Source organism: Nonomuraea sp. C10, assembly GCF_008017515.1.
GTDB classification, from domain to species: domain Bacteria; phylum Actinomycetota; class Actinomycetes; order Streptosporangiales; family Streptosporangiaceae; genus Nonomuraea; species Nonomuraea ferruginea.
The window spans coordinates 5305060-5328806 of sequence record NZ_VPFF01000001.1 but is presented as its reverse complement, the minus strand read 5'-3'; the positions used below and the strand labels follow the sequence as shown (position 1 = coordinate 5328806).

The following is a 23747-nucleotide window of genomic DNA, read 5'->3' as shown; positions in this document are numbered from 1 at the left end:
GGAGATCTGAGTGCCCGAGCACACGTTCCGCGTCAACGGCGAGCAGGTCACCGTCGACGTCGCCGGCGACGTCCGCCTGCTGTGGGTCCTGCGCGACATCCTCGGCATCACCGGGCCGAAGTACGGCTGCGGGATCAACGTCTGCAAAGCCTGCACCAGCCACCTCAACGGCAAGGCCGTCAACCCCTGCGCGATCCCCGTCCAGGATCTCCAGCCGACCGACGAGGTCACGACCATCGAAGGGCTGGCGGCCACGGTCGGCCGGGACCTGCACCCCATGCAGCAGGCCTGGCTCGACCACGACGTCGCCCAGTGCGGCTACTGCCAGCCGGGCCAGATCATGGCCGCCGTGGCGCTGGTCCGCCGCGTCGCCGCCGAAGGCCGCTCGATCACGGACGCCGACCTCGACGGGCTGCGCAACATCTGCCGCTGCGGCACGTACCCCCGCATCCGCGAAGCCATCAGAGCCGGCGCCGAAGACATGTGAGGCCGTGCCCCGTCCGGGGCACGGCCTTTCGCGCGCGTAAATCCCCTAAAAGCTAGTAGGAAATATTGACTTCGCCGGGGCCGCGGCCTAACGTCGTTCCCATGAGGCAGGGTCTCCTCCTGACTAGGCGCTCCCACGTGGATTTCTGCCACGTCGCCAGCGCGCAGTGTCGTTGATCACGCATCCGTAGCCGCCACCTCCGTGCTCCCGGCGCGGCCGAAGCCGCCCGCGCCCTCGTCGACGACTTCCCCTTCTCCGCGACCCCGGACCGTCACTGGGGCGCCGCGCGAGCATGCCTTTCTCCTGTGAGGAACTCCCGTGACCGTTTCATCCCTGACCGACGGCCACGCCGTCGAAGCCGCCCGGTTCAGGCGGGCGCTGGCCGTGCACGCCAGCGGCGTCGTGGTCATCACCGCCCAGAGCGACGGCGTCCCCGTCGGTCTCACCGCCACCTCCTTCTCCTCCGTCAGCCTCGAACCGCCCCTCGTCTCCTTCTACGTGGACCGCTCCTCCACCACCTGGCCCAGGCTCGGCGCCGCCGACCACTTCGCGGTCAACATCCTGGCCAGCGACCAGTCCGAGCTGGCGGCCCGGTTCGCCAGGAAGAGCGTCGACCGCTTCGCCGAGCCCACCCGCTGGCGCCCGGGGCCGCTGGGCGCGCCGCTGCTGCAGGACGTCTCCGCGCACCTGATCTGCCTGCCCTACGAGACGGCGCAGGTCGGTGACCACGTGCTGGTGGTCGGCCTGGTCGCCGAGGCCGACGTCCACCGGCAGGGCCGCCCGCTCCTCTACCACCAGGGCCGCTTCGGCCGCTTCCTGGCCCACCCCGACTCCTGAACCCGGAGATCCCGTGTCCACACCCACCCGGACGGGCGCCTACGCGAGCCCCGTCGACCTCGTCGCGTACGGCCACTACGGGCCGGGCCGCCTGCACCTGTCGCCCGACTGGAACCGCCCCGTCTACCCGTTCCAGGGCCGGATCACCGCCGACGGCTCCAGCGGCCACCGCGCCGAGCCCGGCCGCTACCACCTCTACGTCTCCTGGGTCTGCCCGTACGCCCACCGCGCCGCGATCGTCCGCAAGCTCAAGGGCCTGGAGGAGGTGATCTCGCTGTCGTACGTGGACGACGAGCGCGACGGCCGCGGCTGGGCGTTCAGGGAGCGCCGCGGCGCCGACCCGGTCAACGGCTTCACCCTGCTGGAGGAGGCGTACGACGCCACCGAGAAGGGCTACGGCGGCCACGTCTCGGTCCCCGTGCTCTGGGACCGGCACACCGGCACGATCGTCAGCAACCACTTCCCCGACATCACGATCGACCTGGCCACCCAGTTCGAGCAGTGGGCCGGCACGCCGATCGACCTCTACCCGGACGCGCTCCGCCCGGAGATCAACAAGCTGAACGCCTGGATCTACCACGACGTCAACACCGGCGTCGCCAGGGTGGCCCGCGCGGCCACCGAGGACGACCGCGAGCGGGAGCGGCGGGTGGTCGTCTCGGCGCTGGAGCGGCTGGACGAGCGCCTGGCCGGGCAGCGGTTCCTGGCCGGCGACACGATCACCGAGGCCGACGTGCGGTTCTGGGTGACGCTGGCCAGGTTCGACGCCGAGCACAACCCCGGCCACCTGATCAGCGAGCGGGGGCTGTCCGGCTTCGAGCATCTGTGGCCGTACGCCCGCGACCTCTACCGGCTGCCGGCCTTCCGCGAGACGACCGAGGGCTTGCCCCCGAGCTGGGACGCGCCGCACGGGCGGGACCGATGAGCCGCAAGCGGGTTCACCTGGCGGCCCACTTCCCCGGCGTGAACAACACCACCGTCTGGACCGACCCCCGCTCCGGCAGCCAGATCGACTTCGCCTCGTTCGTCCACCTCGCCAGGACGGCCGAGCGCGGCAAGCTCGACTTCCTCTTCCTGGCCGAAGGGCTGCGGCTGCGCGAGCTCAAGGGCCGCGTGCACGACCTCGACGTGGTCGGCCGGCCGGAGTCGCTCACCGTGCTCAGCGCCCTGGCCGCGGTCACCGACCGGCTCGGCCTGGCCGGGACCGTCAACACCACCTTCAACGAGCCGTACGAGCTGGCCCGGCGGCTGTCCACGCTCGACCACCTGAGCGACGGCCGGGCCGCGTGGAACGTGGTGACCACCTCCGACGCGTTCACCGGCGAGAACTTCCGCCGCGGCGGCTACCTCGACCGGGCCGACCGGTACGAGCGGGCGGCGGAGTTCGTGCGGCTGTCACGGGAGCTGTGGGACTCCTGGCGGCCGGACGCGGTCGCCGCCGACCGGGAGACGGGCACGTTCGTCCGCCCGGGAGCCATCGGCGACGTCGGGCACCGGGGCGCGCACTTCTCCGTCGAGGGCCGGTTCACGCTGCCCCGCAGCCCGCAGGGGCACCCCGTGGTCATCCAGGCGGGGGACTCGGACGAGGGACGCGAGTTCGCCGCCGCCCACGCGGACGTGATCTTCACGCCGCACGGCAGGCTGGAGGACGGCAGGCGCTTCTACGCCGACGTCAAGCGCCGCCTGGCCAGGTACGGCCGTGAGCCGCACCAGCTCAAGATCATGCCGGGCGTGACGTTCGCGCTCGGCGACACGGACGAGGAGGCCGCCGAGAAGGCCGCCGCCATCCGCCGGCAGCAGGTCGGGCCGCGGACCGCGATCGCGTTCCTGGAGCAGGTGTGGGGCCGCGACATGTCGGCGTACGACCCCGAAGGCCCGCTGCCCGACATCGAGCCGGACCCGGCGGAAGGCGTCTCCCAGGGCCGGGTGCCGATCAAGGACCGCGCCGCCGTCGCCGCCAAGTGGCGGGCGCTGGCCGGGGAGAAGGGCCTGTCGATCCGGGAGCTGGTCATCGAGGTGACCGGGCGGCAGACGTTCGTCGGCACCCCCGGGAGCGTGGCCCGGCAGATCGACGAGCACGTGCAGGCCGACGCCGCCGACGGGTTCATCCTCGTCCCGCACCTCACACCCGGAGGCCTGGACGAGTTCGTCGACCGCGTGGTGCCGCTGCTGCGGGAGCGCGGCGTCTTCCGAACCGACTACACCGGGGCCACCCTCCGCGACCACCTGGAGCTGACATGACGGTGCACCTGGCCGTGGCGCTGGAGGGCGCGGGCTGGCACCCCGCCGCCTGGCGCGAGACGTCCGCGGACGTCTTCTCCGCCCGCTATTGGGCCGCCCTCGTGACCGAGGCCGAGCGCGGGCTGCTCGACTTCGTCACCATCGAGGACGCCCTGGGACCGCAGTCGACCCTGCCCGACGGCCCCGACGAGCGCACCGACCAGGTCCGGGGGAGGTTCGACGCGGTGCTGCTCGCGGCCCGCCTCGCGCCGCTCACCAGCCGGATCGGGCTGGTGCCGACGGCCACCACCACGCACACCGAACCGTTCCACGTGGCCGTCGGCATCGCCACGCTCGACCACATCAGCGGCGGGCGGGCCGGCTGGCGCGCGCAGATCTCCGCGCGGGCCTCGGAGGCGCGGCACTTCGGCCGCAGGCGGTTCCCGCCGCTCGACCCGGAGGCCCGTGACATCGCCGCCGAACCGCACGTGCGCGACCTGTTCGCCGAGGCCGCCGACGCGGTCGAGGTCGCGCGGCGGCTCTGGGACAGCTGGGAGGACGACGCCGAGATCCGCGACGTGGCCACCGGCAGGTTCATCGACCGGGACAAGCTGCACTACGCGGACTTCGCCGGGCGGTTCTTCTCGGTCAAGGGGCCGTCGATCACGCCCCGGCCGCCGCAGGGTCAGCCGGTGGTGACCGCGCTCGCCCACGCGCGGCTGCCGTACGAGTTCGCGGCCGGCAGCGCCGACGTCGTGTACGTCACGCCGCACTCCGACGAGCAGGCCCGCGCCGTCGTGGAGGAGGTCCGGGCGCTGTCGGGCGACATCAAGATCTTCGCCGACCTGGTCGTCTTCCTCGGCGAGGACGCGGCGCGGCGTAAGGCGCGGCTCGACGAGCTGGACGGGGCCGAGCTCGCCTCCGACGCCGCGATCTTCACCGGGACCGTGCGCGAGCTGGCCGACGTGCTGCTGGAGTGGCGGCGGGCCGGGATCCAGGGGTTCCGGCTGCGGCCCGGCGTGCTGCCGTACGACCTGGAGCGGATCACCCGCGGGCTGACGGCCGAACTGCGCGGGCACGGGGTGTTCCGCCGCGCCTACGAGGCCACCACGCTGCGGGGGCTGCTCGGCCTGCCGCGTCCGGCCAGCCGCTACGCGGAGGTGTCATGAAATTTCTGGCTATCACGTTGATCGTCCATAACGATGACCGATCGCCCACCGAGCGCTTCCGCGAGGTCGTCGAGAACGCGGTGCTGGCCGAGGAGCTCGGCTTCGACGGGTTCGGCGTGGGGGAGCGGCACGAGCGCCCCTTCATCTCCTCCTCGCCGCCGGTGGTGCTCAGCCACATCGCCGCCAGGACGACCCGGATCCGGCTGTTCACCGCCGTCACCACGCTGAGCCTGCTGGACCCGGTCCGCGCGTACGAGGACTACGCGACGCTCGACCACCTGTCGGAGGGCAGGCTGGAGCTGATCATCGGCAAGGGCAACGGCGCGGCGCAGGCCCAGCTGTTCCACGTCACGGCCGAGGACCAGTGGGAACGCAACCGGGAGTCGTACGAGCTCTTCCGCCGCCTCTGGCGGGAGGACAAGGTCACCTGGGAAGGCCGGTTCCGGCCGCCGCTGACCGAGGCGGAGACCTGGCCGCGGCCGCTGCAGCGGCCGATCCGCGTCTGGCACGGCAGCGCCACCAGCCAGGAGTCGGTGGATCTGGCCGCCCGCCACGGCGACCCGCTGTTCTCCGCCAACGTCACCCACCCCATCGGCCCCTACGCCGAGCTGATCGACCACTACCGGGAACGCTGGGAGCACTACGGGCACGACCCGGCCGGCGCGCTGGTCGGCGCGGGGACGGCGGGCTACTACGCGGCCCGGTCCTCGCAGGAGGCCGTCTCCGCCTACCGGCCCGTCTACGACGCCCGGGTGGCGTTCCAGCGGAAGCTCGGCCTGCCGGTGGTCTTCCCGACCCTGGAGGACGCCATGGAGCGCAGTTCGATCCTGGTCGGCAGCCCGCAGCAGATCGTCGACAAGGTGCTGCGCTACCACAAGCGGTTCGGCCACGAGGTCATGCACCTGCACGCCGACGCCGACGGGCTCACGCCCGGTCAGCACCGGGACGCGTTGGAGCTGTTCCAGGCCGAGATCGCGCCCGTGCTGCGGGCGGAGATCCCCAGCAGGCCGTTCCCCGGAGGTGCCACGTGACGCTGTCCATCCTCGACCTCGCCCCGATCGTGTCGGGAGGCACGGCGGGCGACGCCCTGCGCAACACCCTCGACCTCGCCCGCCGGGCCGAGGAGTACGGCTACCGCCGCTACTGGCTGGCCGAGCACCACTTCGCGCCCGGCGTCGCCAGTTCGGCGCCGGCCGTGCTGATCGCGCTCGTGGCCGCGGCCACCTCCACGATCCGGGTCGGATCGGGCGCCGTGCAGCTCGGTCACCAGACGCCGCTGTCGGTGGTCGAGCAGTTCGGGATCGTCGACGCGCTCCACCCGGGCCGGATCGACCTGGGGATCGGGCGCTCCGGGCAGCGCCGCGCCGAACTCGCCACGGACCCGGTCGCCGAGAAGAAGGCGGCCCGGGTGGTGGACGGGCTGCTGATCCCGCCGCCCTTCGACTGGTCGGCGCTCGCCAGGCAGCCCAGGCTCGCCCGCCAGATCGCCGCCCTCCAGCAGCCGGGCGCGCGGACGCCCGACTTCGCCGACCAGATCGACGACGTGCTCGCCCTGCTCGACGGCACGCACGAGGCCCGCGCCGTGCCCGGCGAGGGCGCGGACCTGCGGGTGTGGATCCTCGGCAGCAGCGGCGGGCAGAGCGCCCAGGTCGCCGGGGAACGCGGGCTGCCCTTCGCGGCGAACTACCACGTCAGCCCGTCCAGCGTGCTGGAGGCCGTCGAGGCCTACCGGGAGGCGTTCAAGCCGTCGGAGGCGCTGGGCGAGCCGTACGTGATCGTCTCGGCGGACGCGGTCGTCGCGGAGAGCCGGGCGCGGGCCCGCGAGCTGGCCAAGGGGTACGACCTGTGGGTCCGCAGCATCCGGACGGGCGACGGCGCGATCCCGTACCCCACAGCGGCGGAGGCCGACGCGCACGTCTGGACCGACGCCGACCGCGACCTCGTCAAGGACCGCCTCGACACCCGGTTCGTCGGCCCACCCGCCGAGGTGGCCGAAGGGCTGCGCGTGCTCCGGCGGGTGACCGGGGCCGACGAACTGCTCATCACGAGCATCACCCACGACCACGAAGACCGCGCGCGCTCGTACGAGCTGCTCGCCGAAGCCTGGAACCGCCCGTGAAGCGCATCCTCCCCGCCCTGCTGCTGACCCTCGCCGCGTGCGGCGCGCAACCCGTCCAGACCGCGCGGACCACCTCGCTGACCTGGGCCGTCGAGACGCAGCCGATCACCCTGAACCCGCAGCTGTGGGCCCAGAACAAGGCCAGGCTGCTGGTGTTCAACCAGTTCGACGCGCTGCTGTCGAAAGCCGCTGACGGCTCCTTCGGGCCCTGGCTCGCCACGGCGTGGACGGTGTCGGACGACGGGCTGACCTACACCCTCGACCTGCGCGACGACGTCACCTTCCACGACGGCACGGCGTTCGACGCCGCCGCCGTCAAGGCCAACCTCGACCAGTTCCTCGTGCCCGGCTACAACCCGTCGGTGGCCGCGATCCAGCTCAGGTCCTTCGACGAGGCCGAGGTCGTGTCGCCGCACCGGCTCAGGATCACCCTCAAGGAGCCGGACGCGCTCTTCCTCGACTTCCTCGCCTCGCCCCTGGCCGGGCAGGTCTCGCCGAAGTCGCTGAAGGGCGCCGAGGACCTCAAGTTCGGCGGGCCGGACCTGGTCGGCACCGGGCCGTTCATCCTTGAACGGTACGTCCAGGGCCAGGAGATCCACTACCGGCGCAACCCCGCCTACGCCTGGCCCCCCGCCGGAGCGGCCCACCAGGGCCCCGCCCACCTTTCGGAGATCACCTACCGGTTCCTGCCCGAGGCCGCTGTCCGCGTCGGCGCGCTCACCTCGGGCCAGGTGCAGGTCATCGAGGGCGTCCCCGCGACCGAGGTCGCCCTCATCGAGAAGGACCCGGAGCTGACCCTGCGGACGGCGCTCAACTCCGGCACCGCCTACTCCTACTACTTCAACACCTCCCACGCCCCCTTCGACGACCGGCGCGTACGGGAGGCGTTCCGCGAGGCCGTGGACCTGGACGCGGTGCTGAGATCCGTCTACCAGGGCACCGCCACCAGGGCGTGGAGCATCGTCGGCAGCGAGAGCCCCTTCTACGACCCGTCCCTGGAGAACACCTACGGCGGCGACGTGGCCAGGGCCAACGCGCTGCTCGACGCCGCAGGGTGGAAGGAACGGGACGCCGAGGGGTTCCGGGTCAAGGACGGCGAGCGGCTCACCGTGCGCGAGGTCGCCTCGGCGCCGTTCGTCCGGGACCGCCGCGACATCCTCGCCCAGGCCATCCAGGCCCAGGTCAAGCAGAACGCCGGCATCGACTTCCAGGTCAGGATCCTCGACCAGGGCAGCGCGCAGCAGGCCGTGGACGACGACGCCTACGAGGTGTTCGGCAACTCCCGCGGCGACTCCGACGCGGGCGCCGCGCTCAACCTCATCCTGCCGGAAGGGGCCGCCATCAACCGCACCCGCTTCGCCGACCCCGACCTGGACAAGTGGCTCGCCGCCGCCTCCGCAAGCTCCGGCCAGGCCGAACGCAAGGAGCTCTACGCCAGGGCGCAGCGGGCGGTCGTGGCGGACCACGCCGTCGTGTTCCCGCTCTACGTGCCCGCCGACCAGATCGCCGCGAGCAAGAACGTCCAGGGGCTCGGCTTCGATCCCGCCTCCGGCACCCCGGCGAGCGCGTACGACGTGCGGATCGGCACATGATCAGACGGCTGGGCGCCGGGCTGGCGGTGCTCTGGGCCGCCGCCACCGCCTCGTACGCCGCGCTGCTGCTCGCCCCGGGAGACACCGTCGACATCCTGGTCGGCGACGGCCCCGACACCCCGGAGATCCGGGCCGGGATCGTCGCGGAATGGGGGCTCGACCGGCCCGAGATCGTGCAGTACCTGTCCTACCTGTGGCGCCTGCTGCACGGCGACCTCGGCCGCTCGTACCAGCAGCAGCGCGGCGTCGGCGAGATCCTGGCCGGCCAGATCGGGCCGACCGCGCAGCTCACGCTCGCCGCGGCGGCCACCGGCGTGGTGCTGGCCGGCCTCATCGCGATCGGCACGGCGGGCAGAGGGCGGTGGCCGCGGGCCGTCGCCTCGGCCGCCGAGCTGGTATCGGTGTCCGTGCCGCCGTTCCTCATCGGGATCGTGCTGCTGTCGGTCTTCTCGTTCACGCTCGGCTGGTTCCCCGTGTCCGGGGCGGACGGGCCGGCGGCGCTGGTGCTGCCCGCGCTGGCGCTCGGCCTGCCCGTCGCGGGCGTGCTCGGCCAGGTGCTCCGGGGCGGGCTGGAGCGGGCGCTGGAGCAGTCGTTCGCGGTGACGGCCAGGGCGCGCGGGCTCACCGAACGCGCCCTGGTCGCCCGGCACGCCCTGCGGCACGCGCTCATCCCGGCCGTGACGCTGGCCGGCTGGTTCACCGGCGCGCTGCTGGGCGGCGCGGTGATCACCGAGGTGCTGTTCGGCCGGCCCGGGCTCGGCCAGGTCGCCATGCAGGCCGTGACCGGTCAGGACATGCCCGTCGTGATGGCCGTCGTGCTGCTGTCGGCCGTCGTGTACGTCACGGTCAGCACGCTGCTCGACCTGGCCTACCGCGTCATCGACCCGCGGATCAGGGGCTGACCGCCGATGTCCCCGACCTCCCGCGGCACCGCCCGCCCCACCGGCCGGTTCGCTGTCCCGCTGTGGTGGCTCGTACCGGGTGCCCTTCTCGCGCTGCTTACCCTCGCCGTCGCCGCTCCCGGTCTGCTGACGGCCGCCGACCCGCTGGCCGCCGACCCGATGGACGCGCTCGCCCCGCCCGGCGGCGCCCACTGGTTCGGCAGCGACCACCTCGGCCGCGACGTGCTGGCCAGGGTCGTGTACGGGGCCCGCCACTCCATCAGCATCGGCGTGGCCGCCACCGTCCTGGCCGTCACCTCCGGCGTGCTGCTCGGCCTGGCCGCCGGGCTGTCGCCGAAGTGGCTGGACGAGGCGCTGGCCCGCTCGTTCGACGTGCTGTCCACCCTGCCCGAACTGCTGCTCGCCCTGCTCATCGTGGCGATCACCGGCCCGGGGACGATGAACGTGATCTTCGCGATCGCCGTCGCCCAGATCCCCAGCTACGCCCGCGTGGTCCGCGCCCAGACCTTCGTCGTCCGCCGCTCCGGCTACGTCGAGCAGGCCGTCACCTTCGGCCGCTCCCGCCTGGCGATCACCACGGGGCACGTGCTGCCGAACGTGCTCGGCCCGATCCCCGTCCTGGCCACCATCGGACTCGGACAGGCCGTGATCGCCGGTTCCGGGCTCAGCTTCCTCGGCATGGGGCCGCAGCCGCCCGCCGCCGAGTGGGGCGCGATGCTCTCCGAGGCCCGCAACTACCTGCGGGTCGCCTGGTGGGAGGCGTTCTTCCCGGGCCTCGCGATCACGCTCACCGTCGTCTGCCTGACCGTCGTCGGACGCCGCCTGCAACGCCGTTTCGAGGGGAGGACACCATGACCTCGCTGGTGACCGTGGAGGACCTGCGGGTGAGCTTCGGCGGCGCCGAGGTCGTGCGCGGCATCTCGCTGTCGGTGGCGCCCGGCGAGTGCGTGGCGATCGTCGGCGAGTCCGGCTCCGGCAAGAGCGTCACCGCCCGCACCCTGCTCGGCCTCGCCGGGCCCGGCTCGGAGGTGCGTGCCGGGGCGTTCCGGGTGTCCGGCAGGGACGTCCTCGCCTTCACCCCGGCCGACTGGCGGCGGCTGCGCGGCGGGTTCGCCGGACTCGTCCTGCAGGACGCGCTGGTCTCGCTGGACCCGCTGCGCACGGTGGGCGCCGAGATCGCCGAGGTGCTCGCCGTCCACGACGTCGTGCCCCGGGCCCGCCGCGCGGACCGGGTGCTGGAACTGCTGGACGCGGTGGGCGTGCCCGAGCCCGCGACCCGCGCCGGTCAGTATCCCCACCAGCTCTCCGGCGGGCTGCGGCAGCGGGCCCTGATCGCCTCCGCCATCGCCGCCGACCCGCCGCTGATCATCGCCGACGAGCCGACCACGGCGCTCGACGTCACCGTCCAGGCCCAGATCCTGCGGCTGCTCGCCGAGCGCCGGGCCGCCGGGACCGCGCTGCTGCTGATCAGCCACGATCTGGCCGTGGTCGCCTCGATCGCCGACCGCATCCTGGTCATGAAGGACGGCCGGATCGTGGAGGAGGGGCCCGCCCGCGACGTGCTGTCCGCGCCCGCCCACGACTACACCCGGGCGCTGCTGGCCGCCGTCCCGTCCGCGGCCTCCCGCGGCACCCGCCTCACCACCGGCGCCCCGCGCGCCCGTGCCACTCCTGACCTGTCCGCCCGGGTCCTCGCCGGGACCGGGCTCGCCCGCTCGTACGGCTCCCGCCGCGTCGTCCACGACGTCTTCTTCACCCTGCACGCCGGCGAGACGCTCGGCGTCGTGGGGGAGTCCGGGTCGGGCAAGACCACGCTCGCCCGGCTCGTACTCGGCCTGCTCGAACCCGGCGCCGGCCAGGTCACCCTGCACGGGCAGCCGTGGAGCCGCCGGCCCGAACGCGCCCGCCGCCCGCTGCGCCCCCGCATCCAGCTCGTCTCCCAGAACCCGCTCGACTCCTTCGACCCGCGCCACACCGTCGGCCGCCTGATCGCCGAGCCGCTCCGCCTGCCCCGGGCCGGACGCCGCGAGCGCGTCCTCGACCTGCTGGCGCGCGTCGGCCTGCCGCCCGGGACGGCCGCCCGCCACCCCAGGGAGCTGTCCGGCGGCCAGCGCCAGCGCGTCGCCATCGCCCGCGCCCTCGGCCCCCGCCCCGACGTGCTGGTCTGCGACGAGCCGGTCTCGGCGCTCGACGTCTCGATCCAGGCGCAGGTGCTCGACCTGCTCGCGGACATCCAGGACGAGTACGGCACCGCGATGGTGTTCATCTCCCACGACCTGGGTGTGGTCCATCACGTGGCCGATCGCGTGCTGGTCATGAAGGACGGCCGGGTCGTGGAGGAGGGCGACGTCACGGAGGTGTTCGCCCGGCCGCGCGACCCCTACACGCGCGCCCTGGTGGCCTCCGTGCCCCGGCCGGCGCGGGCCGACGCCGCGTGGATCAAGCCTGGAGCCGGGCGGTGATGGACGGGCCGGAGGCGGCCACGAACAGGTCGACGTCGCGCATGGCCTCGCTGAACACCGGCGCCGGCACGTCCGTCAACGGCGCGGCGCGCCACCCGCCCTCCACGAGACGGTCGAAGCCGACCTCCCCCGTGATCGCGTGGTCCTCGTCGTACAGGTGGTGGCTCAGCCTCGCCCGCCACCGTCCGCCCGCCATCACACGCCGGGCGTCGCCGTCGAGCTCGGCGCCGTCCCACGCCCCCAGGAAGGCGGACGTCCAGCCCCGCTCCTTGAACAGCGCGCGGAGCCTGCGGTAACGCACCACCTGCTCGGCGAACCGGTGGGAGGAGACGCCGCTCGCCTCCTCGGCCGGGGTGAGCAGGTAGACCTCGCGGAAGGCCTGCTTGAACGGCTGGCGCAGCTCCTCGCCCCGCACCACCTCCCGCCAGGCGCGCACCTCCTCGGCCCGCGCGCGGGCCGGATGCCACAGCCGCACCGGCACGTCCGGCACGGTCAGCCCCAGCTCGGCGCGCCACACGCCGGGCGAGACCTCGAACTCCCAGATGAGCCGGTCCGTGATCGGATGCCCCTCCAGCAGCCGGTACGGCGGAGCCGACGTGCCGGCGCACCCGGCTTCCAGCGCCCTGACCAGGGTGGCCCGCTGCCGGGTCCGCTTGACCAGCTCGCGCAGCCGCCCGACCTCCTCGGGGTGCTCCCGCGTGACCGCCACGGGAACCGTCTTCAGCTTCCGGTCGCCGTGCCACCACGACAGCTCGACCTCGTCGTCGGCCGAGATCACCGCCGTGTGCTCGCCGACGGCCTGCCGCACCGGCCCGTCGGGCAGCCGGAACGCCACCTCCAGCCGGTCGGCCAGGGCGGGCTCGACGCGCTTGAGCATGCGGGCGAGCTGCCTGGGCACCCCGGCGTGCCGGGTGGCCCGGCCCGCGGCGCGGAGCGCGGAGACCACCTCGGGGGTCGGGTGCTCCTCGGCCGCGCGGGCGATCTCGAACAGCACCGCCTGGGAAGGCAGCGTCCCGGCCCCGGTGGGCGCCACCGCGACCCCGCGCACCAGCGTGTCGAGCAACCCGGGCAGCCAGGGCTCGTCCCGCCGGAGGGCCAGCCGCACGGCCCGGCCGATGGCAGCCTTCTCCCCGCTGCCGAACGCCTTCTCCGCCTCGTACGGGATCTCGCCGGCCTGGATCGCCGCGACGCGGGCCGCGGCCGTCTCCAGAGCCGTCCGGGCGAACTCCGGGTAGCCGGGCAGGCCGCCGAGCCAGTCGGCCAGGCCAGGCGGCGGCGGCCCGTCCGGCCGCACCGCCTCCCAGAACAGCGACCGCCGCTCCACGTCCCAGCCGAGCAGCACGTCCAGCTCGGCGACCGCGATCGGCCCGCGCTCCCCGGCGAACCGGGCGCGCACCTCGGCGTCCATGCCGGCCAGCCCCGCCGCCACCACGACCAGGACGGGGTCGTCCGACCGCCGCCCGTCCTCCAGGAGGCGCCCGACCAGCTCGCGGGCCGGCGCGACCAGCACCTGCCGGGCAGGCTCGCCGAGCGCGTACCGGACCGGCACCGGGATGCCGTCGCCGTCCGGGATCGGCGAGCCGCCCAGCCCGACGAACCCGACGCTCAGCCGGGAGGCGTCCGGCCAGTAGGTGGGGTCGTTCGCGGTGCCGGTGAGCAGGTTGAGAAGACGCTGCGCGAGGGGGGAGAGGTGCATGCGGATCGTCCCTGTCGGAGGCGGGTTCGGCGGTGCAAGATCTAGCAGCAGCGGGCGACAGAATGAGACCGCCGCGGGCGGGCGGCTGCGCGCGGGCTTGTGACGGCTCCCGCCGTTGATCGAAGATGGCCACGGGCGAGGCACGCGGCGTCTCGGCGCGGCCGGAGAGGACTGGCGATGGACACGACGTTCTGGGAGGAGGCGGACCGCCTCCTGGTCCGCTACGGAGGCACTTTCACCCCGCGGGTCATCGAACGGGCCTCCGGCGCGCATGTCTTCGACCGCCAGGGCAGGCCGATCCTCGACTTCACCTCGGGGCAGATGAGCGCCATCCTCGGCCACGCGCACCCCGACATCGTGGCCACCGTCTCGTCCGCGGTCGCGTCGCTCGACCACCTCTACAGCGGCATGCTCAGCGCCCCGGTCGTGGACCTCGCCGCCAGGCTCACCGCGACCCTGCCTCCGGCGCTGGGCAAGATGCTGCTGCTCACCACGGGGGCGGAGGCGAACGAGGCCGCGATCAAGATGGCCAAGCTCGCCACCGGCCGCTACGAGATCGTCTCCTTCGACCGCTCGTGGCACGGCATGACCCAGGGCGCGGCCTCGGCGACCTTCTCGGCCGGGCGGCGCGGCTACGGCCCGCCGACGCCGGGCAACCTCGCGCTGCCCGCGCCGAACGCCTACCGGTCGCCGTTCCGGTCCTCCGACGGGTCGCACGACTGGGAGGCGGAGCTCGCCTACGGCTTCGCCCTGGTCGACCAGCAGTCCGCGGGGAGCCTCGCCGCCTGTCTCGTCGAGCCCATCCTGTCGTCGGGCGGGATCATCGACCTGCCGCCCGGCTACCTGCGCCGCCTCAGGGAGCTGTGCGACGAGCGCGGCATGCTGCTGATCCTCGACGAGGCGCAGACCGGTCTCGGCCGCACCGGCGCCATGTACGCGTTCGAGCGCGACGGGGTCGCCCCCGACATCCTGACGCTGTCGAAGACCCTCGGAGCCGGGCTGCCCGTGGCGGCCGTCGTCACCACCGCCGAGATCGAGCAGGTCTGCCACGACCGGGGCTTCCTCTTCTACACCACGCACGTCTCCGACCCGCTGGCCGCCTCCGTGGCGCTGACGGTGCTGGACGTCATCGAGCGTGACGCCCTCGTCGAGCGCGCCGCACGGCTCGGCGACCGGCTCGCCGACCGGCTGCTCGATCTCCGCGACAGGTACGAGGTCGTCGGCGACGTCCGCGGCCGTGGCCTGCTCCAGGGCATCGAGCTCGTGGAGGACAAGCGGAGCAAGGCGCCCGCCGACGCGCTGGGCAACGCCGTCACCTCGGCCTGCCTCGAACGGGGCCTGCACATGAACATCGTCCAGCTGCCCGGCATGGGAGGCATCTTCCGCATCGCCCCGCCGCTCACGATCACCGACGACGAGTTGCACACCGGCGTCGACATCCTCGAAGCGTCGCTCAAGGCCGTGGCCGGGTGAGATGACCCCGGATATGGTGCTGCGATGATCCGGGACGCTTCGGCCGCTTCCGCGCCGCGCCGCGCCGGCATGCGGCAGGTCGCGAAAGAGGCGGGCGTGTCCCCGACGACCGTGAGCAACGTGCTGAACAACCCCGAGCTCGTGGCCGAGGAGACGCGCCGGCGCGTGCACGCGGCCATGGAGCGCGTCGGCTACCTGCCGAACGACGCCGCCAGGCGGTTACGGGGCGCGCCCAGCCCGCTGGTCGGCGCGGTGACCCTCGACATCGCCGGGCCGTTCTTCACCGAGGTGTGCCGCGGCGTCGAGGACAGGCTGCTCCAGGACGGCTGCATGCTCATGACCTGCAGCACCGACCTGCAGCCTGGGCGGGAGCAGCACTACCTCCAGGAGCTGGAGAAGCAGGGCGTGCGCGGGGTGCTCATCACGCCGGTCGAGACCGACCTGGACCCGCTGGTCACCCTGGCCGGGCGCGGCGTCCCGGTGGTGCTGCTGGACCACAGGTCCGACGGCCGGCTGTGCTCGGTGTCGATCGACAACCAGTGGGGCGGCGAGCAGGTCGCCACCCACCTGATCGAGCTGGGGCACCGGCGGATCGCCCTGCTGGGCGCGTCGATCGAGGTGCAGCAGACCGCCGAGCGCCACGCCGGGGTGCGCAGGGCGTTCGAGCGGGCCGGCCTGGACCCCGGCAGGGGCGTGCTGGACGTCCGGGTGCCGTCGCCCGACATCACGGTGACCGCCGCGGCGGCGCTGGAGGACGTGCTGAGCGCCGCCGACCCGCCCACCGCGATCCTCTGCCTCAACGACGCGGCGGCCCTCGGGGTGATCGGCGGCCTGCGCGAACGGGGGATCGCGGTGCCGCAGGAGATGTCCGTGGTCGGGTACGACGACGTGGCGTTCGCTGCCCAGCTCGCCCCGCCGCTGACCACGGTGTGGCAGCCGAAGCGCGAGCTGGGCCGGGTCGCGGCGGAGCTGCTCCTGGACGAGGCCCGGCCGGGTCACCGGCATCAGAAGCTCGTCTACCGGCCGCGGCTGGTCGTCCGCGAGTCGACGGCGGCCCCCCGCCGCTGAGCGCGCCGATCCCGAAAGTTTCACGCTTCCGCGCCCGGCCCGCCGCTCTGACCTGAAAGGTAACAACCCGGCCCGTCAGGAGAGCCCGGCCACGATTGAACTCTGAGCAGGGGATTTCTACGGTGTAGGCGCTCAGCGGTCCATCGAAACCTCCCTTCTGATTGGACGCTCAATGAAACGTTTATCCCGTCCCACGCACCTCGTCGCGGCGCTCGGCAGCACCGTCTGCCTGGTGGTCGCGGGCGCCGTCGCCCTCCCCTCGCACGCCGCCGCGGTGGCGTGCGAGGTCGACTACGCCGTAGCCGCCCAGTGGCCCGGCGGGTTCACCGCCAACGTGACCATCCGGAACGTGGGCGAGGCGGTCGACGGCTGGCGCCTCGACTGGTCGTTCACCGCCGGGCAGCAGGTCAGCCAGGCGTGGAACGCCACCACCACGCAGAACGGCTCCGCCGTCAGGGCCGTGGACGCCGGCCACAACGCCGCGATCCCGCAGGGCGGCAGCGCGACGTTCGGCTTCAACGCCTCCTGGAACGGCTCCAGCAACCCCGCTCCCGCCTCGTTCGCGCTCAACGGCGTCACCTGCACCGGCGACCCCGGCGAGCCGACCCCGACAGTGACCCCCACAGTGACCCCGACCGTCACGCAGACGCCCGTGCCCGAGGGGAACAAGCAGGCCGAGGACCTCGACCGCGGCCTGATCAGCGTCCGCTCCGGCAGCGGCAACCTGGTCTCCTGGCGGCTGCTGGGCAACGAGGCGCGCGCGACGTCCTTCAACGTCTACCGGGGCGGCACGCGCGTCGCGACCGTCACGAACTCCACCAACTACCTGGACTCCGGCGCGGCGAGCGACGCCTCCTACACGGTGCGCCCGGTCACCGGCGGGACCGAGGGCCCGGCCTCGGAGCCCGCGCTCCGGTTCGCGAGCGGCTATCTCGACGTGCCCATCTCGCCGCCCAGCGGCGGCCACCACGCCAACGACGCCAGCGTGGGCGACCTGGACGGCGACGGCCGCCTGGACCTGGTGCTGAAGTGGGAGGCGAACAACTCCAAGGACAACTCCCAGTCCGGCGTGACCGACCCCGTCTACATCGACGGCATCAAGCTGGACGGCACCCGCCTGTGGCGGATCAACCTGGGCCGCAACGTCCGCGCCGGCGCGCACTACACGCAGTTCCAGGTCTACGACTACGACGGCGACGGCAGGGCCGAGGTCGCGATGAAGACCGCCGACGGCACCGTGGACGGCCGCGGCACCGTCATCGGCGTCGCGAGCGCCGACCACCGCAACTCCAGCGGCTACATCCTGTCCGGCCCCGAATATTTGACCATGTTCAACGGCCAGACCGGCGCCGCCATGTCCACGGTGAACTACGACCCGCCCCGCGGCACCGTCTCCTCCTGGGGCGACAACTACGGCAACCGGGTGGACCGGTTCCTGGCCGGCACCGCCTACCTGGACGGCCGGCGGCCCAGCCTGATCATGGCCCGCGGCTACTACACCCGCAGCGTGATCGCCGCCTGGGACTTCCGCGCCGGCGCGCTCGTCAAGCGCTGGACGTTCGACTCCAACGCCTCCGGCAACGGCTCGTACGCCGGCCAGGGCAACCACGCGCTCACCATCGGCGACGTGGACGGCGACGGACGCGACGAGATCGTGTACGGCGCGGCCGCCATCGACGACAACGGCCGCGGCCTCTGGAACGTCGGATGGGGCCACGGCGACGCCGCCCACCTGGGCGATCTCAACCCCGCCAGGGCGGGCCAGGAGTACGTGAAGATCTCCGAGTCGGCGAGCCGGCCGGGGCTGTACATGGTCGACGCCCGTAACGGCCAGGTGCTGTGGCAGACCGGCACCGGCTCCGGGTCCGACGGGGAGGGACCGGGCCGCGGCGTGGCCGGCGACGTCTACGCCGGCAGCCCCGGCGCCGAGTCCTGGGCCGCGGGCGCGGGACAGAACGGGCTGCGCAACACCTCCGGCACGGTGGTCGGCCGCCAGCCCTCCTCGGCCAACTTCCTGTCCTGGTGGGACGGCGACCCGGTGCGCGAGCTGCTGGACCAGACCCGGATCGACAAGTACGGCACCGGCGGCGAGACCCGCCTGCTGACCGCCTCCGGGGTGCACAGCAACAACGGCACCAAGGCGACCCCGTCACTGTCGGGCGACATCCTGGGCGACTGGCGTGAAGAGGTCATCTGGCCCACCACCGACGACCGCGCCCTGCGGATCTACTCCACGCCCCACGCGACCACCACCAAGATCCACACCCTGCTGCACGACCCGCAGTACCGGGTGGCCCTGGCCTGGCAGAACACCGCCTACAACCAGCCGCCGCACCCGAGCTTCTTCATAGGCGACGGCATGGGCACCCCACCCCAGCCCGACGTCTACCTGCGCTGATCGCCGGCGGAGGCCGCGGGAGAGCGGGCGCCGACGGCGGGCGCCAGGAAGATGGCGGAGACGACGAAGGCGAGCACCACCAGCATGGCCGCGCGCAGACCCCAGTGGTCGCCGAGGAAGCCGAGCGCGGGCGGGCCCACGAGGAAGGCGATGTAGCCGATCGTGGCCACCAGGCTGACGCGCGCGGTCTCGTCCGGTCCCGACTCTCCCGCGGCCGACAGCGCGACGGGGAAGCCCAGCGACGCGCCGAGACCCCAGAGCAGCACCGCCGTCCCCGCCAGGACGGCGTGGTCCGAGAAGATCACCACGAGGAGGCCCAGCGCCCCGAAGACGGCGCTGGCGCGCATGACGGCGGCGCGCCCGTAGCGGTCCAGGAAGAAGGCGCCGCAGAAGCGGCCGACGGTCATGGCGGCGGCGAACCCGGTGTAGACCAGGGAGCCGGACGCGGCGCTGAAGCCGTGCCCGTCCACCATGAGCAGCGGCAGCCAGTCGTTGGCGGCACCCTCGGCCAGGGCCATCGCCAGCACGATCGCGCCGATCAGGAGAAGCCTGCCGTCCTTCCAGACCTGCGGCTTCGACCGGCCGGTGCGGGTCTCGTCCGGCAGGCTCCTCCCGGTGCCCGCGGGGATGGCGCGGATGGCGTACCAGAGGATCGCGGCGGTGATGAGGGTGACCGCGGCCAGGTGCCAGTGGACCGGGAGGCGGGCGGCCGTGGCCGCGATGCCCGCGCAGGCGCCGATGACGGTGCCCAGGCTGAAGCAGCCGTGCATGGTGGGCATCGTCGTCGTGCCGCTGATGCGTTCGACGTCGGCGCCGTCGACGTTGATGGCGACCTCGCCCGCTCCCATGCCCGCGCCGAACGTGAACAGGCCCGCCGTGACCAGGAGCGCGGACGACGTCAGGGCGCCCGCCGCGATGACCGCCGTGCTCGCGACGATCAGCCCGGTGCCCGCGCCGATGACCGGCCGGGTCCCGTACCGGGAGACGAAGCGGCCGGAGCACAGGATCCCGATCATCGAGCCGAGCGACAGGCCGAACAGCACCAGGCCCATCTGGGCGGTGGACGCCTCCAGCCGGTCGCGGAGGTCGGGGGTGCGGGTCACCCATGACGACAGCGCGATCCCGGGGAGGAAGAAGAACAGGAACAGGGCGTGCCGGCGCCGGCGCGTGGCGAAGTCCATGCGGGGAGATCTCCGTGGGGGTGCGGACAGTCCGGCAGGTCTGGGGCTTCCGCGCCCACCGAGCGTACAGAAGCATGTTAATGGGGACGTTGATGCACATTCTGCCCCGATCCGATCTTGTCGTGCCGGGCCGGATGTGCGTGACAAGATCCCAGCTATTGACGCCGTACGGCACTTGTCTGCATCTTCTTATGCGAGTTGTCGAACACGTGTGAGCAGCCATCGAGCGTTGCATCCGGTGGGGCGTCGCACCAGCAGGGAAGGTGATCGCTTGTCCCGGCCCGGTACGGCCCCCGCTCCGGCGCGGACGCCCGCGTGGCGCTACGCCATCGGGATGTTCGGCACATCGATCCCGATCAACATGATCAAGGGATCGATGATCCTCTTCTACGTCGACATCCTCGGGCTCGACGTGCGCGCCTACGGCGTGGTCATGGTGATCTACGCGATCATCGACGCGATCGACAACCCCGTGCTCGGCCACCTCTCCGACCGCACCCGGAGCCGGTTCGGCCGGCGCCGGCCGTGGCTGCTCGTCGGCGCGCCGATGCTCGCGGCCTGCATGATCGGCTTCTTCTCCGCACCGGCCTCGCTGGACGGCATCGGCCTCCTGCTCTGGTTCGCGGTGTTCGCGATCCTCTGCGAGGCCTTCGACTCGATGCTCAACGCCAACTACGGAGCGCTGCTCCCCGAGCTCTACCCGCGCGAGCGTGACCGCGCCGTCGCCAACGGGCTGCGCCAGGGCTTCCAGCTCGTGGCGCTGGTGATCTCGCTCGCGGTCACCCCGTTGCTCACCACGCAGGTGTTCGGCACCGAGGAGACCACCCAGGGCTTCCGGACCACCGCGATCATCTACGGCGCGATCGCGCTCGTCGTGATCGTGTTCATGGCGCTCGGCGCCCGCGAGAACCCCCGCTACTCCACCCGCGAGCGGCCGCCGTTGCTGGGCAGCGTGTGGTCGATCGTGCGCAACCGGATGTTCTGGACGGTCGGGCTCACCGGCGCCTGCTACGGGATCGCCATGGCGCTCGTGCTCTCGGGCATCCAGCTGTACGTCCGCTACTCGCTGGGGCTCCCGGTCGGCAACGCGCTCTACCTGCAGGGCATCGTCATCCTCGTCTCGGCCGGCGGCCTCGTGGTGTGGACGCGCGTCGTCGCGCGCCGCGGCGCCCTGTGGGCCTGGCGGGTCGCCTTCGCGGTCCTCGCGGCCAGCTTCGCCGCCCTGTTCCTCGCCACCGACCTGGTCACCGCGATCGCCGCGGGGGTGCTGGTCGGGGCCGGGTGGTCGGGGATGCTCGCGACGAACGACCTCATCGTGGCGCGGGTGCTGGACGCCGACGCGGCGCGCAACGGTGAACACCGCGAAGGGCTCTTCCTGTCGGCGTTCGGCTTCTTCGGCCGGCTCAACGGGATCGTGACCGGGCTCTCGCTCACCTCGCTCGGCGTCTTCTTCGGCTACAACTCCGGCGACGACCCCGGCGCCGACCCCGGCCTCGCGTTCCGCGTGTACCTGTGCGTCTACCCGTTCATCCTGACGACGATCGGCGCGGTCGCGGCCCGCTTCGTCTCGGTCCCCCTCGAAACACCCCCCGAAGCCTCCGAACCACCCTCTGGCCCCGCATCCCCCACCCCAACGGCGGACCCACCCCACGATTCGGCGACGGAGCCGCCTTCCGGTGCGGTGGCCGAGCCGTCGTCTGGGGTTGGGGACGAGGCTGTGGAGGGGCCGCGGTGAGGCGACGGGTCGTGATCACGGCTGATGACCTCGGGCGGGAGAGCGGGACGACCGAGGTGATCGTGTCGCTGCTCGCCGAGGGGCATGTCAGCGCGACGACGCTCATCTGCGTCTCGCCGGTCGCGGAGGAGGCGGCCGGACAAGTACGGAAGCTCGGCGTACTGCCTCGGGTGCACGTCACGCTCACGAGCGAGCGCGGCGTCCCCCGGTGGCGGCCGCTCGACGGCGCGGCCAGCCTGGTCGAGCCGGACGGGACGCTCAGCGTGGATCCGATGGCACTAGGCGCTCGCGGGGAGGCCGGGGACGTCATCGGGGAGGCGGACGCGCAGCTGCGGTGGATGCGGCAGCGGGGTTTCGCCCCCGTGGCCGCCGACTCCCACGCCGGCACCCTCTACGGCCTGCACGGCCGGTCGTGGCTCGCCGAGGCGCTGGAGTGGTGCGCGCGCCACGGCCTCGCCTTCAGGCTGCCCCGCGACCCGGCGCCGTACTTCGGCGGGCCGCTCCCGCCGCCGCTCGCGGCCCTCCACGAGCGCGCCGTCGCGCACGCCGACGCGCTCGGCGTGGCCATCCCCGAGACGATCGCGACCAACCGGAGCACCGCGTCCGAACTCGGCGCGTACGAGCGACTCCGGGACGACTACCTCCGCCGGCTCGCCGCCCTCCCCGAGGGCACGAGCGAGTTGTTCCTGCACCCGTCACGCGAGGACGCGGTCGAGGGACCGGACGGCGTCGTGCGCTCCTGGGAGGCCCGGCTGCTGCGCGACCCGGTCTGGCACGACGCACTCCGGCGGGAGGACGTCGAAGTCGTCGCGGGCTGGTGGCCCTGACGCGGGCTTCCCCGTACGGATGATCGAGCCCTACGCGGCTTCCACCTCGCCGGAGGAGGCGGCGCGGGCCGGGAGGAGCAGGGCGGTGACGACCACGACCACGGACAGCGCCGCGCCGATCACGAAGGCCAGCCGCATGCCGCCGAGGTCGGCGAGCACCTCGGTGACCCCCGCCGCCGCCAGCGCTTCGGAGCGCGTGCTCATCACGGTGATCACGAGCGCGGTGCCGAAGGCCGCGGCGACCTGCTGCAGCGTGCTCAGGATCGAGCTGCCGTGGGAGTAGAGCCGCGGCGGGACCGCGCCGAGCCCGAGGGTGAACACCGGGGTGAAGGTCGCGGCCAGGGAGACCGACAGCAGCGTGTGCAGGCCGAGGATCTGCCAGTAGGGCATGGTCATCGAGACCTGGGTGAAGCCGGTGAGCGTGAGCATGATGCCGATCGCGCCGGGGATGACCAGCACCCGGCCGCCGTACTTGTCGAACAGGCGGCCGACGGCCGGGCCGAGCAGGCCCATGGCGAGGCCGCCCGGCATCACCAGCAGCCCGGTCTCCAGGGCGCTGAGCCCGCGGACGCTCTGCAGGTAGAGCGGCAGCAGGATCATCGAGCCGAGCATGGCCATGAAGGACACCGCCATCATGATCAGCGCGATCGTGTAGGTGCGGTGGCGCAGGGTGCGCAGGTCGAGCAGCGGCACGCCGCGCTTCTGCAGCGACAGCTGGCGGAAGACGAAGACGGCGATGGTCACCAGCCCGGCCGCCACGATGGCGGCGGCCACCCGGACGTCACCGCCCTCGAACCGGCTGAGCCCGTAGACCAGGCCGCCGAAGCCGGTGGCGGCGGCTGCCACGCTGAACCAGTCGACGCTGCCGATCTGGGGAGTGCCGACGTTCTCCAGCCGCTTCAGGCCGCCCCACGCGATCAGGGCGGCGATGGGCAGCACCACGGCGAACAGCAGACGCCAGGACCCGAACTGGAGGATCACCCCCGAGACCGTCGGGCCCATCGCGGGCGCGACCGACATGGCCAGGGTGACGTTGCCCATCACCCGGCCCCGGTCCTCCTGGGGCACCACCCGCATCAGCGTGGTCATCAGCAGGGGCATCATCACGGCCGTGCCGGACGCCTGGACGATGCGGGCGGCCAGCAGCACCTCGAACGACGGAGCGACGACGGCCAGCGCCGTGCCGGCCAGGAACAGGCCCATCGCGGTCGAATAGGCGGCGCGGGTGGTGACGCGCTGCAGGAACCAGCCGGTGATCGGGATCACCGCCGCCATGGTCAGCATGAAGGCGGTCGAGAGCCACTGCGCGGTCTGCTCGGTGATGTGCAGCGCGGCCATCAGCTGGGGGATCGCGTTGATCATGATCGTCTCGTTGAGGATGACCACGAACGTGGCGAGCACCAGCAACCGGATCACGGCCGGTGTGCGGCCCGGGGTGGTGGCCACGGGCTTGGCAGGTGGGTCGAGCAGTCGGCTGGACACGGTACCTCGATCGGGATCGTGGGGCGAGACATGGTCATGGCCGGCATCCCGGCACTGTGACTCACTGGAAGTCGTGGTCATGTACAGACTGACGGACGC

The 23747-nt window shown here is 72.9% G+C and carries 19 protein-coding genes; 16 read left to right on the top strand and 3 right to left on the bottom strand.

All coding sequences use genetic code 11. The features are described from left to right. Positions 1-10 precede the first annotated feature (10 nt). From FR742_RS24505 to FR742_RS24455, 11 genes are all read left to right on the top strand, one after another. Complete coding sequence (locus tag FR742_RS24505; protein ID WP_148033116.1) at positions 11-487, top strand: (2Fe-2S)-binding protein; 477 nt, start codon at positions 11-13, stop codon at positions 485-487. A 318-nt stretch (positions 488-805) separates the two neighbouring features. Beyond that, positions 806-1324, top strand: a complete 519-nt coding sequence (locus tag FR742_RS24500; protein WP_261808721.1) for a flavin reductase family protein — start codon at positions 806-808, stop codon at positions 1322-1324. Between the two features lie 13 nt (positions 1325-1337). Next, positions 1338-2249 (top strand): glutathione S-transferase C-terminal domain-containing protein, encoded by a 912-nt coding sequence (locus tag FR742_RS24495; RefSeq protein ID WP_148033115.1) that lies wholly within the window; start codon positions 1338-1340, stop codon positions 2247-2249. Beyond that, on the top strand, positions 2246-3565 hold the full coding sequence (locus tag FR742_RS24490; protein ID WP_148033114.1) for an NtaA/DmoA family FMN-dependent monooxygenase: 1320 nt from the start codon (positions 2246-2248) through the stop codon (positions 3563-3565). Before FR742_RS24495 ends, FR742_RS24490 begins: the two co-directional genes overlap by 4 nt. Beyond that, positions 3562-4713 carry an LLM class flavin-dependent oxidoreductase gene (locus tag FR742_RS24485; RefSeq protein ID WP_148033113.1) on the top strand — a complete coding sequence of 384 codons (1152 nt, stop codon included), beginning with the start codon at positions 3562-3564 and terminating at the stop codon, positions 4711-4713. The genes FR742_RS24490 and FR742_RS24485 overlap by 4 nt, the downstream gene beginning before the upstream one ends. Beyond that, the gene (locus FR742_RS24480; protein WP_148033112.1) at positions 4710-5744 is read left to right on the top strand and encodes an LLM class flavin-dependent oxidoreductase; all 1035 of its coding nucleotides are present in this window, start codon (positions 4710-4712) and stop codon (positions 5742-5744) included. Before FR742_RS24485 ends, FR742_RS24480 begins: the two co-directional genes overlap by 4 nt. After that, on the top strand, positions 5741-6832 hold the full coding sequence (locus tag FR742_RS24475) for an LLM class flavin-dependent oxidoreductase (protein ID WP_148033111.1): 1092 nt from the start codon (positions 5741-5743) through the stop codon (positions 6830-6832). Before FR742_RS24480 ends, FR742_RS24475 begins: the two co-directional genes overlap by 4 nt. After that, complete coding sequence (locus FR742_RS24470; RefSeq protein ID WP_261808720.1) at positions 6829-8424, top strand: ABC transporter substrate-binding protein; 1596 nt, start codon at positions 6829-6831, stop codon at positions 8422-8424. The genes FR742_RS24475 and FR742_RS24470 overlap by 4 nt, the downstream gene beginning before the upstream one ends. Beyond that, positions 8421-9326 (top strand): ABC transporter permease, encoded by a 906-nt coding sequence (locus tag FR742_RS24465; RefSeq protein ID WP_148033110.1) that lies wholly within the window; start codon positions 8421-8423, stop codon positions 9324-9326. Before FR742_RS24470 ends, FR742_RS24465 begins: the two co-directional genes overlap by 4 nt. Before the next feature lie 6 nt (positions 9327-9332). After that, on the top strand, positions 9333-10181 hold the full coding sequence (locus tag FR742_RS24460) for an ABC transporter permease (RefSeq protein ID WP_148033109.1): 849 nt from the start codon (positions 9333-9335) through the stop codon (positions 10179-10181). Further along, on the top strand, positions 10178-11788 hold the full coding sequence (locus tag FR742_RS24455; protein ID WP_148033108.1) for an ABC transporter ATP-binding protein: 1611 nt from the start codon (positions 10178-10180) through the stop codon (positions 11786-11788). The genes FR742_RS24460 and FR742_RS24455 overlap by 4 nt, the downstream gene beginning before the upstream one ends. Here the strand turns inward: FR742_RS24455 and FR742_RS24450 are convergent. Then, positions 11766-13484 (bottom strand): DUF4132 domain-containing protein, encoded by a 1719-nt coding sequence (locus tag FR742_RS24450; protein WP_148033107.1) that lies wholly within the window; start codon positions 13482-13484, stop codon positions 11766-11768. The genes FR742_RS24455 and FR742_RS24450 overlap by 23 nt on opposite strands. Before the next feature lie 177 nt (positions 13485-13661). Here FR742_RS24450 and FR742_RS24445 point away from each other — a divergent pair, with 177 nt between their 5' ends. The 3 genes from FR742_RS24445 to FR742_RS24435 all read left to right on the top strand — a co-directional run bounded on the left by FR742_RS24445 (position 13662) and on the right by FR742_RS24435 (position 18423). Beyond that, positions 13662-14957 (top strand): aspartate aminotransferase family protein, encoded by a 1296-nt coding sequence (locus tag FR742_RS24445; RefSeq protein ID WP_148033106.1) that lies wholly within the window; start codon positions 13662-13664, stop codon positions 14955-14957. Between the two features lie 24 nt (positions 14958-14981). After that, positions 14982-16025, top strand: a complete 1044-nt coding sequence (locus FR742_RS24440; protein ID WP_148033105.1) for a LacI family DNA-binding transcriptional regulator — start codon at positions 14982-14984, stop codon at positions 16023-16025. A gap of 172 nt (positions 16026-16197) precedes the next feature. Continuing rightward, positions 16198-18423, top strand: coding sequence for a cellulose binding domain-containing protein (locus FR742_RS24435; RefSeq protein WP_148033104.1), 2226 nt, complete (start codon positions 16198-16200; stop codon positions 18421-18423). Here FR742_RS24435 and FR742_RS24430 read toward each other — a convergent pair. Beyond that, on the bottom strand, positions 18411-19604 hold the full coding sequence (locus tag FR742_RS24430; protein ID WP_148033103.1) for an MFS transporter: 1194 nt from the start codon (positions 19602-19604) through the stop codon (positions 18411-18413). The two genes, FR742_RS24435 and FR742_RS24430, sit on opposite strands and share 13 nt — an antisense overlap. 271 nt (positions 19605-19875) lie before the next feature. On the opposite strand from FR742_RS24430, the gene FR742_RS24425 reads away from it, so the two are divergent. Then, the gene (locus FR742_RS24425) at positions 19876-21339 is read left to right on the top strand and encodes an MFS transporter (RefSeq protein WP_261808719.1); all 1464 of its coding nucleotides are present in this window, start codon (positions 19876-19878) and stop codon (positions 21337-21339) included. Positions 21340-21350: 11 nt separating this feature from the next. After that, complete coding sequence (locus tag FR742_RS24420) at positions 21351-22166, top strand: ChbG/HpnK family deacetylase (RefSeq protein ID WP_187281289.1); 816 nt, start codon at positions 21351-21353, stop codon at positions 22164-22166. A 30-nt stretch (positions 22167-22196) separates the two neighbouring features. Here FR742_RS24420 and FR742_RS24415 read toward each other — a convergent pair whose 3' ends face one another. Beyond that, the gene (locus FR742_RS24415; RefSeq protein ID WP_261808718.1) at positions 22197-23648 is read right to left on the bottom strand and encodes an MDR family MFS transporter; all 1452 of its coding nucleotides are present in this window, start codon (positions 23646-23648) and stop codon (positions 22197-22199) included. Positions 23649-23747 lie beyond the last annotated feature (99 nt).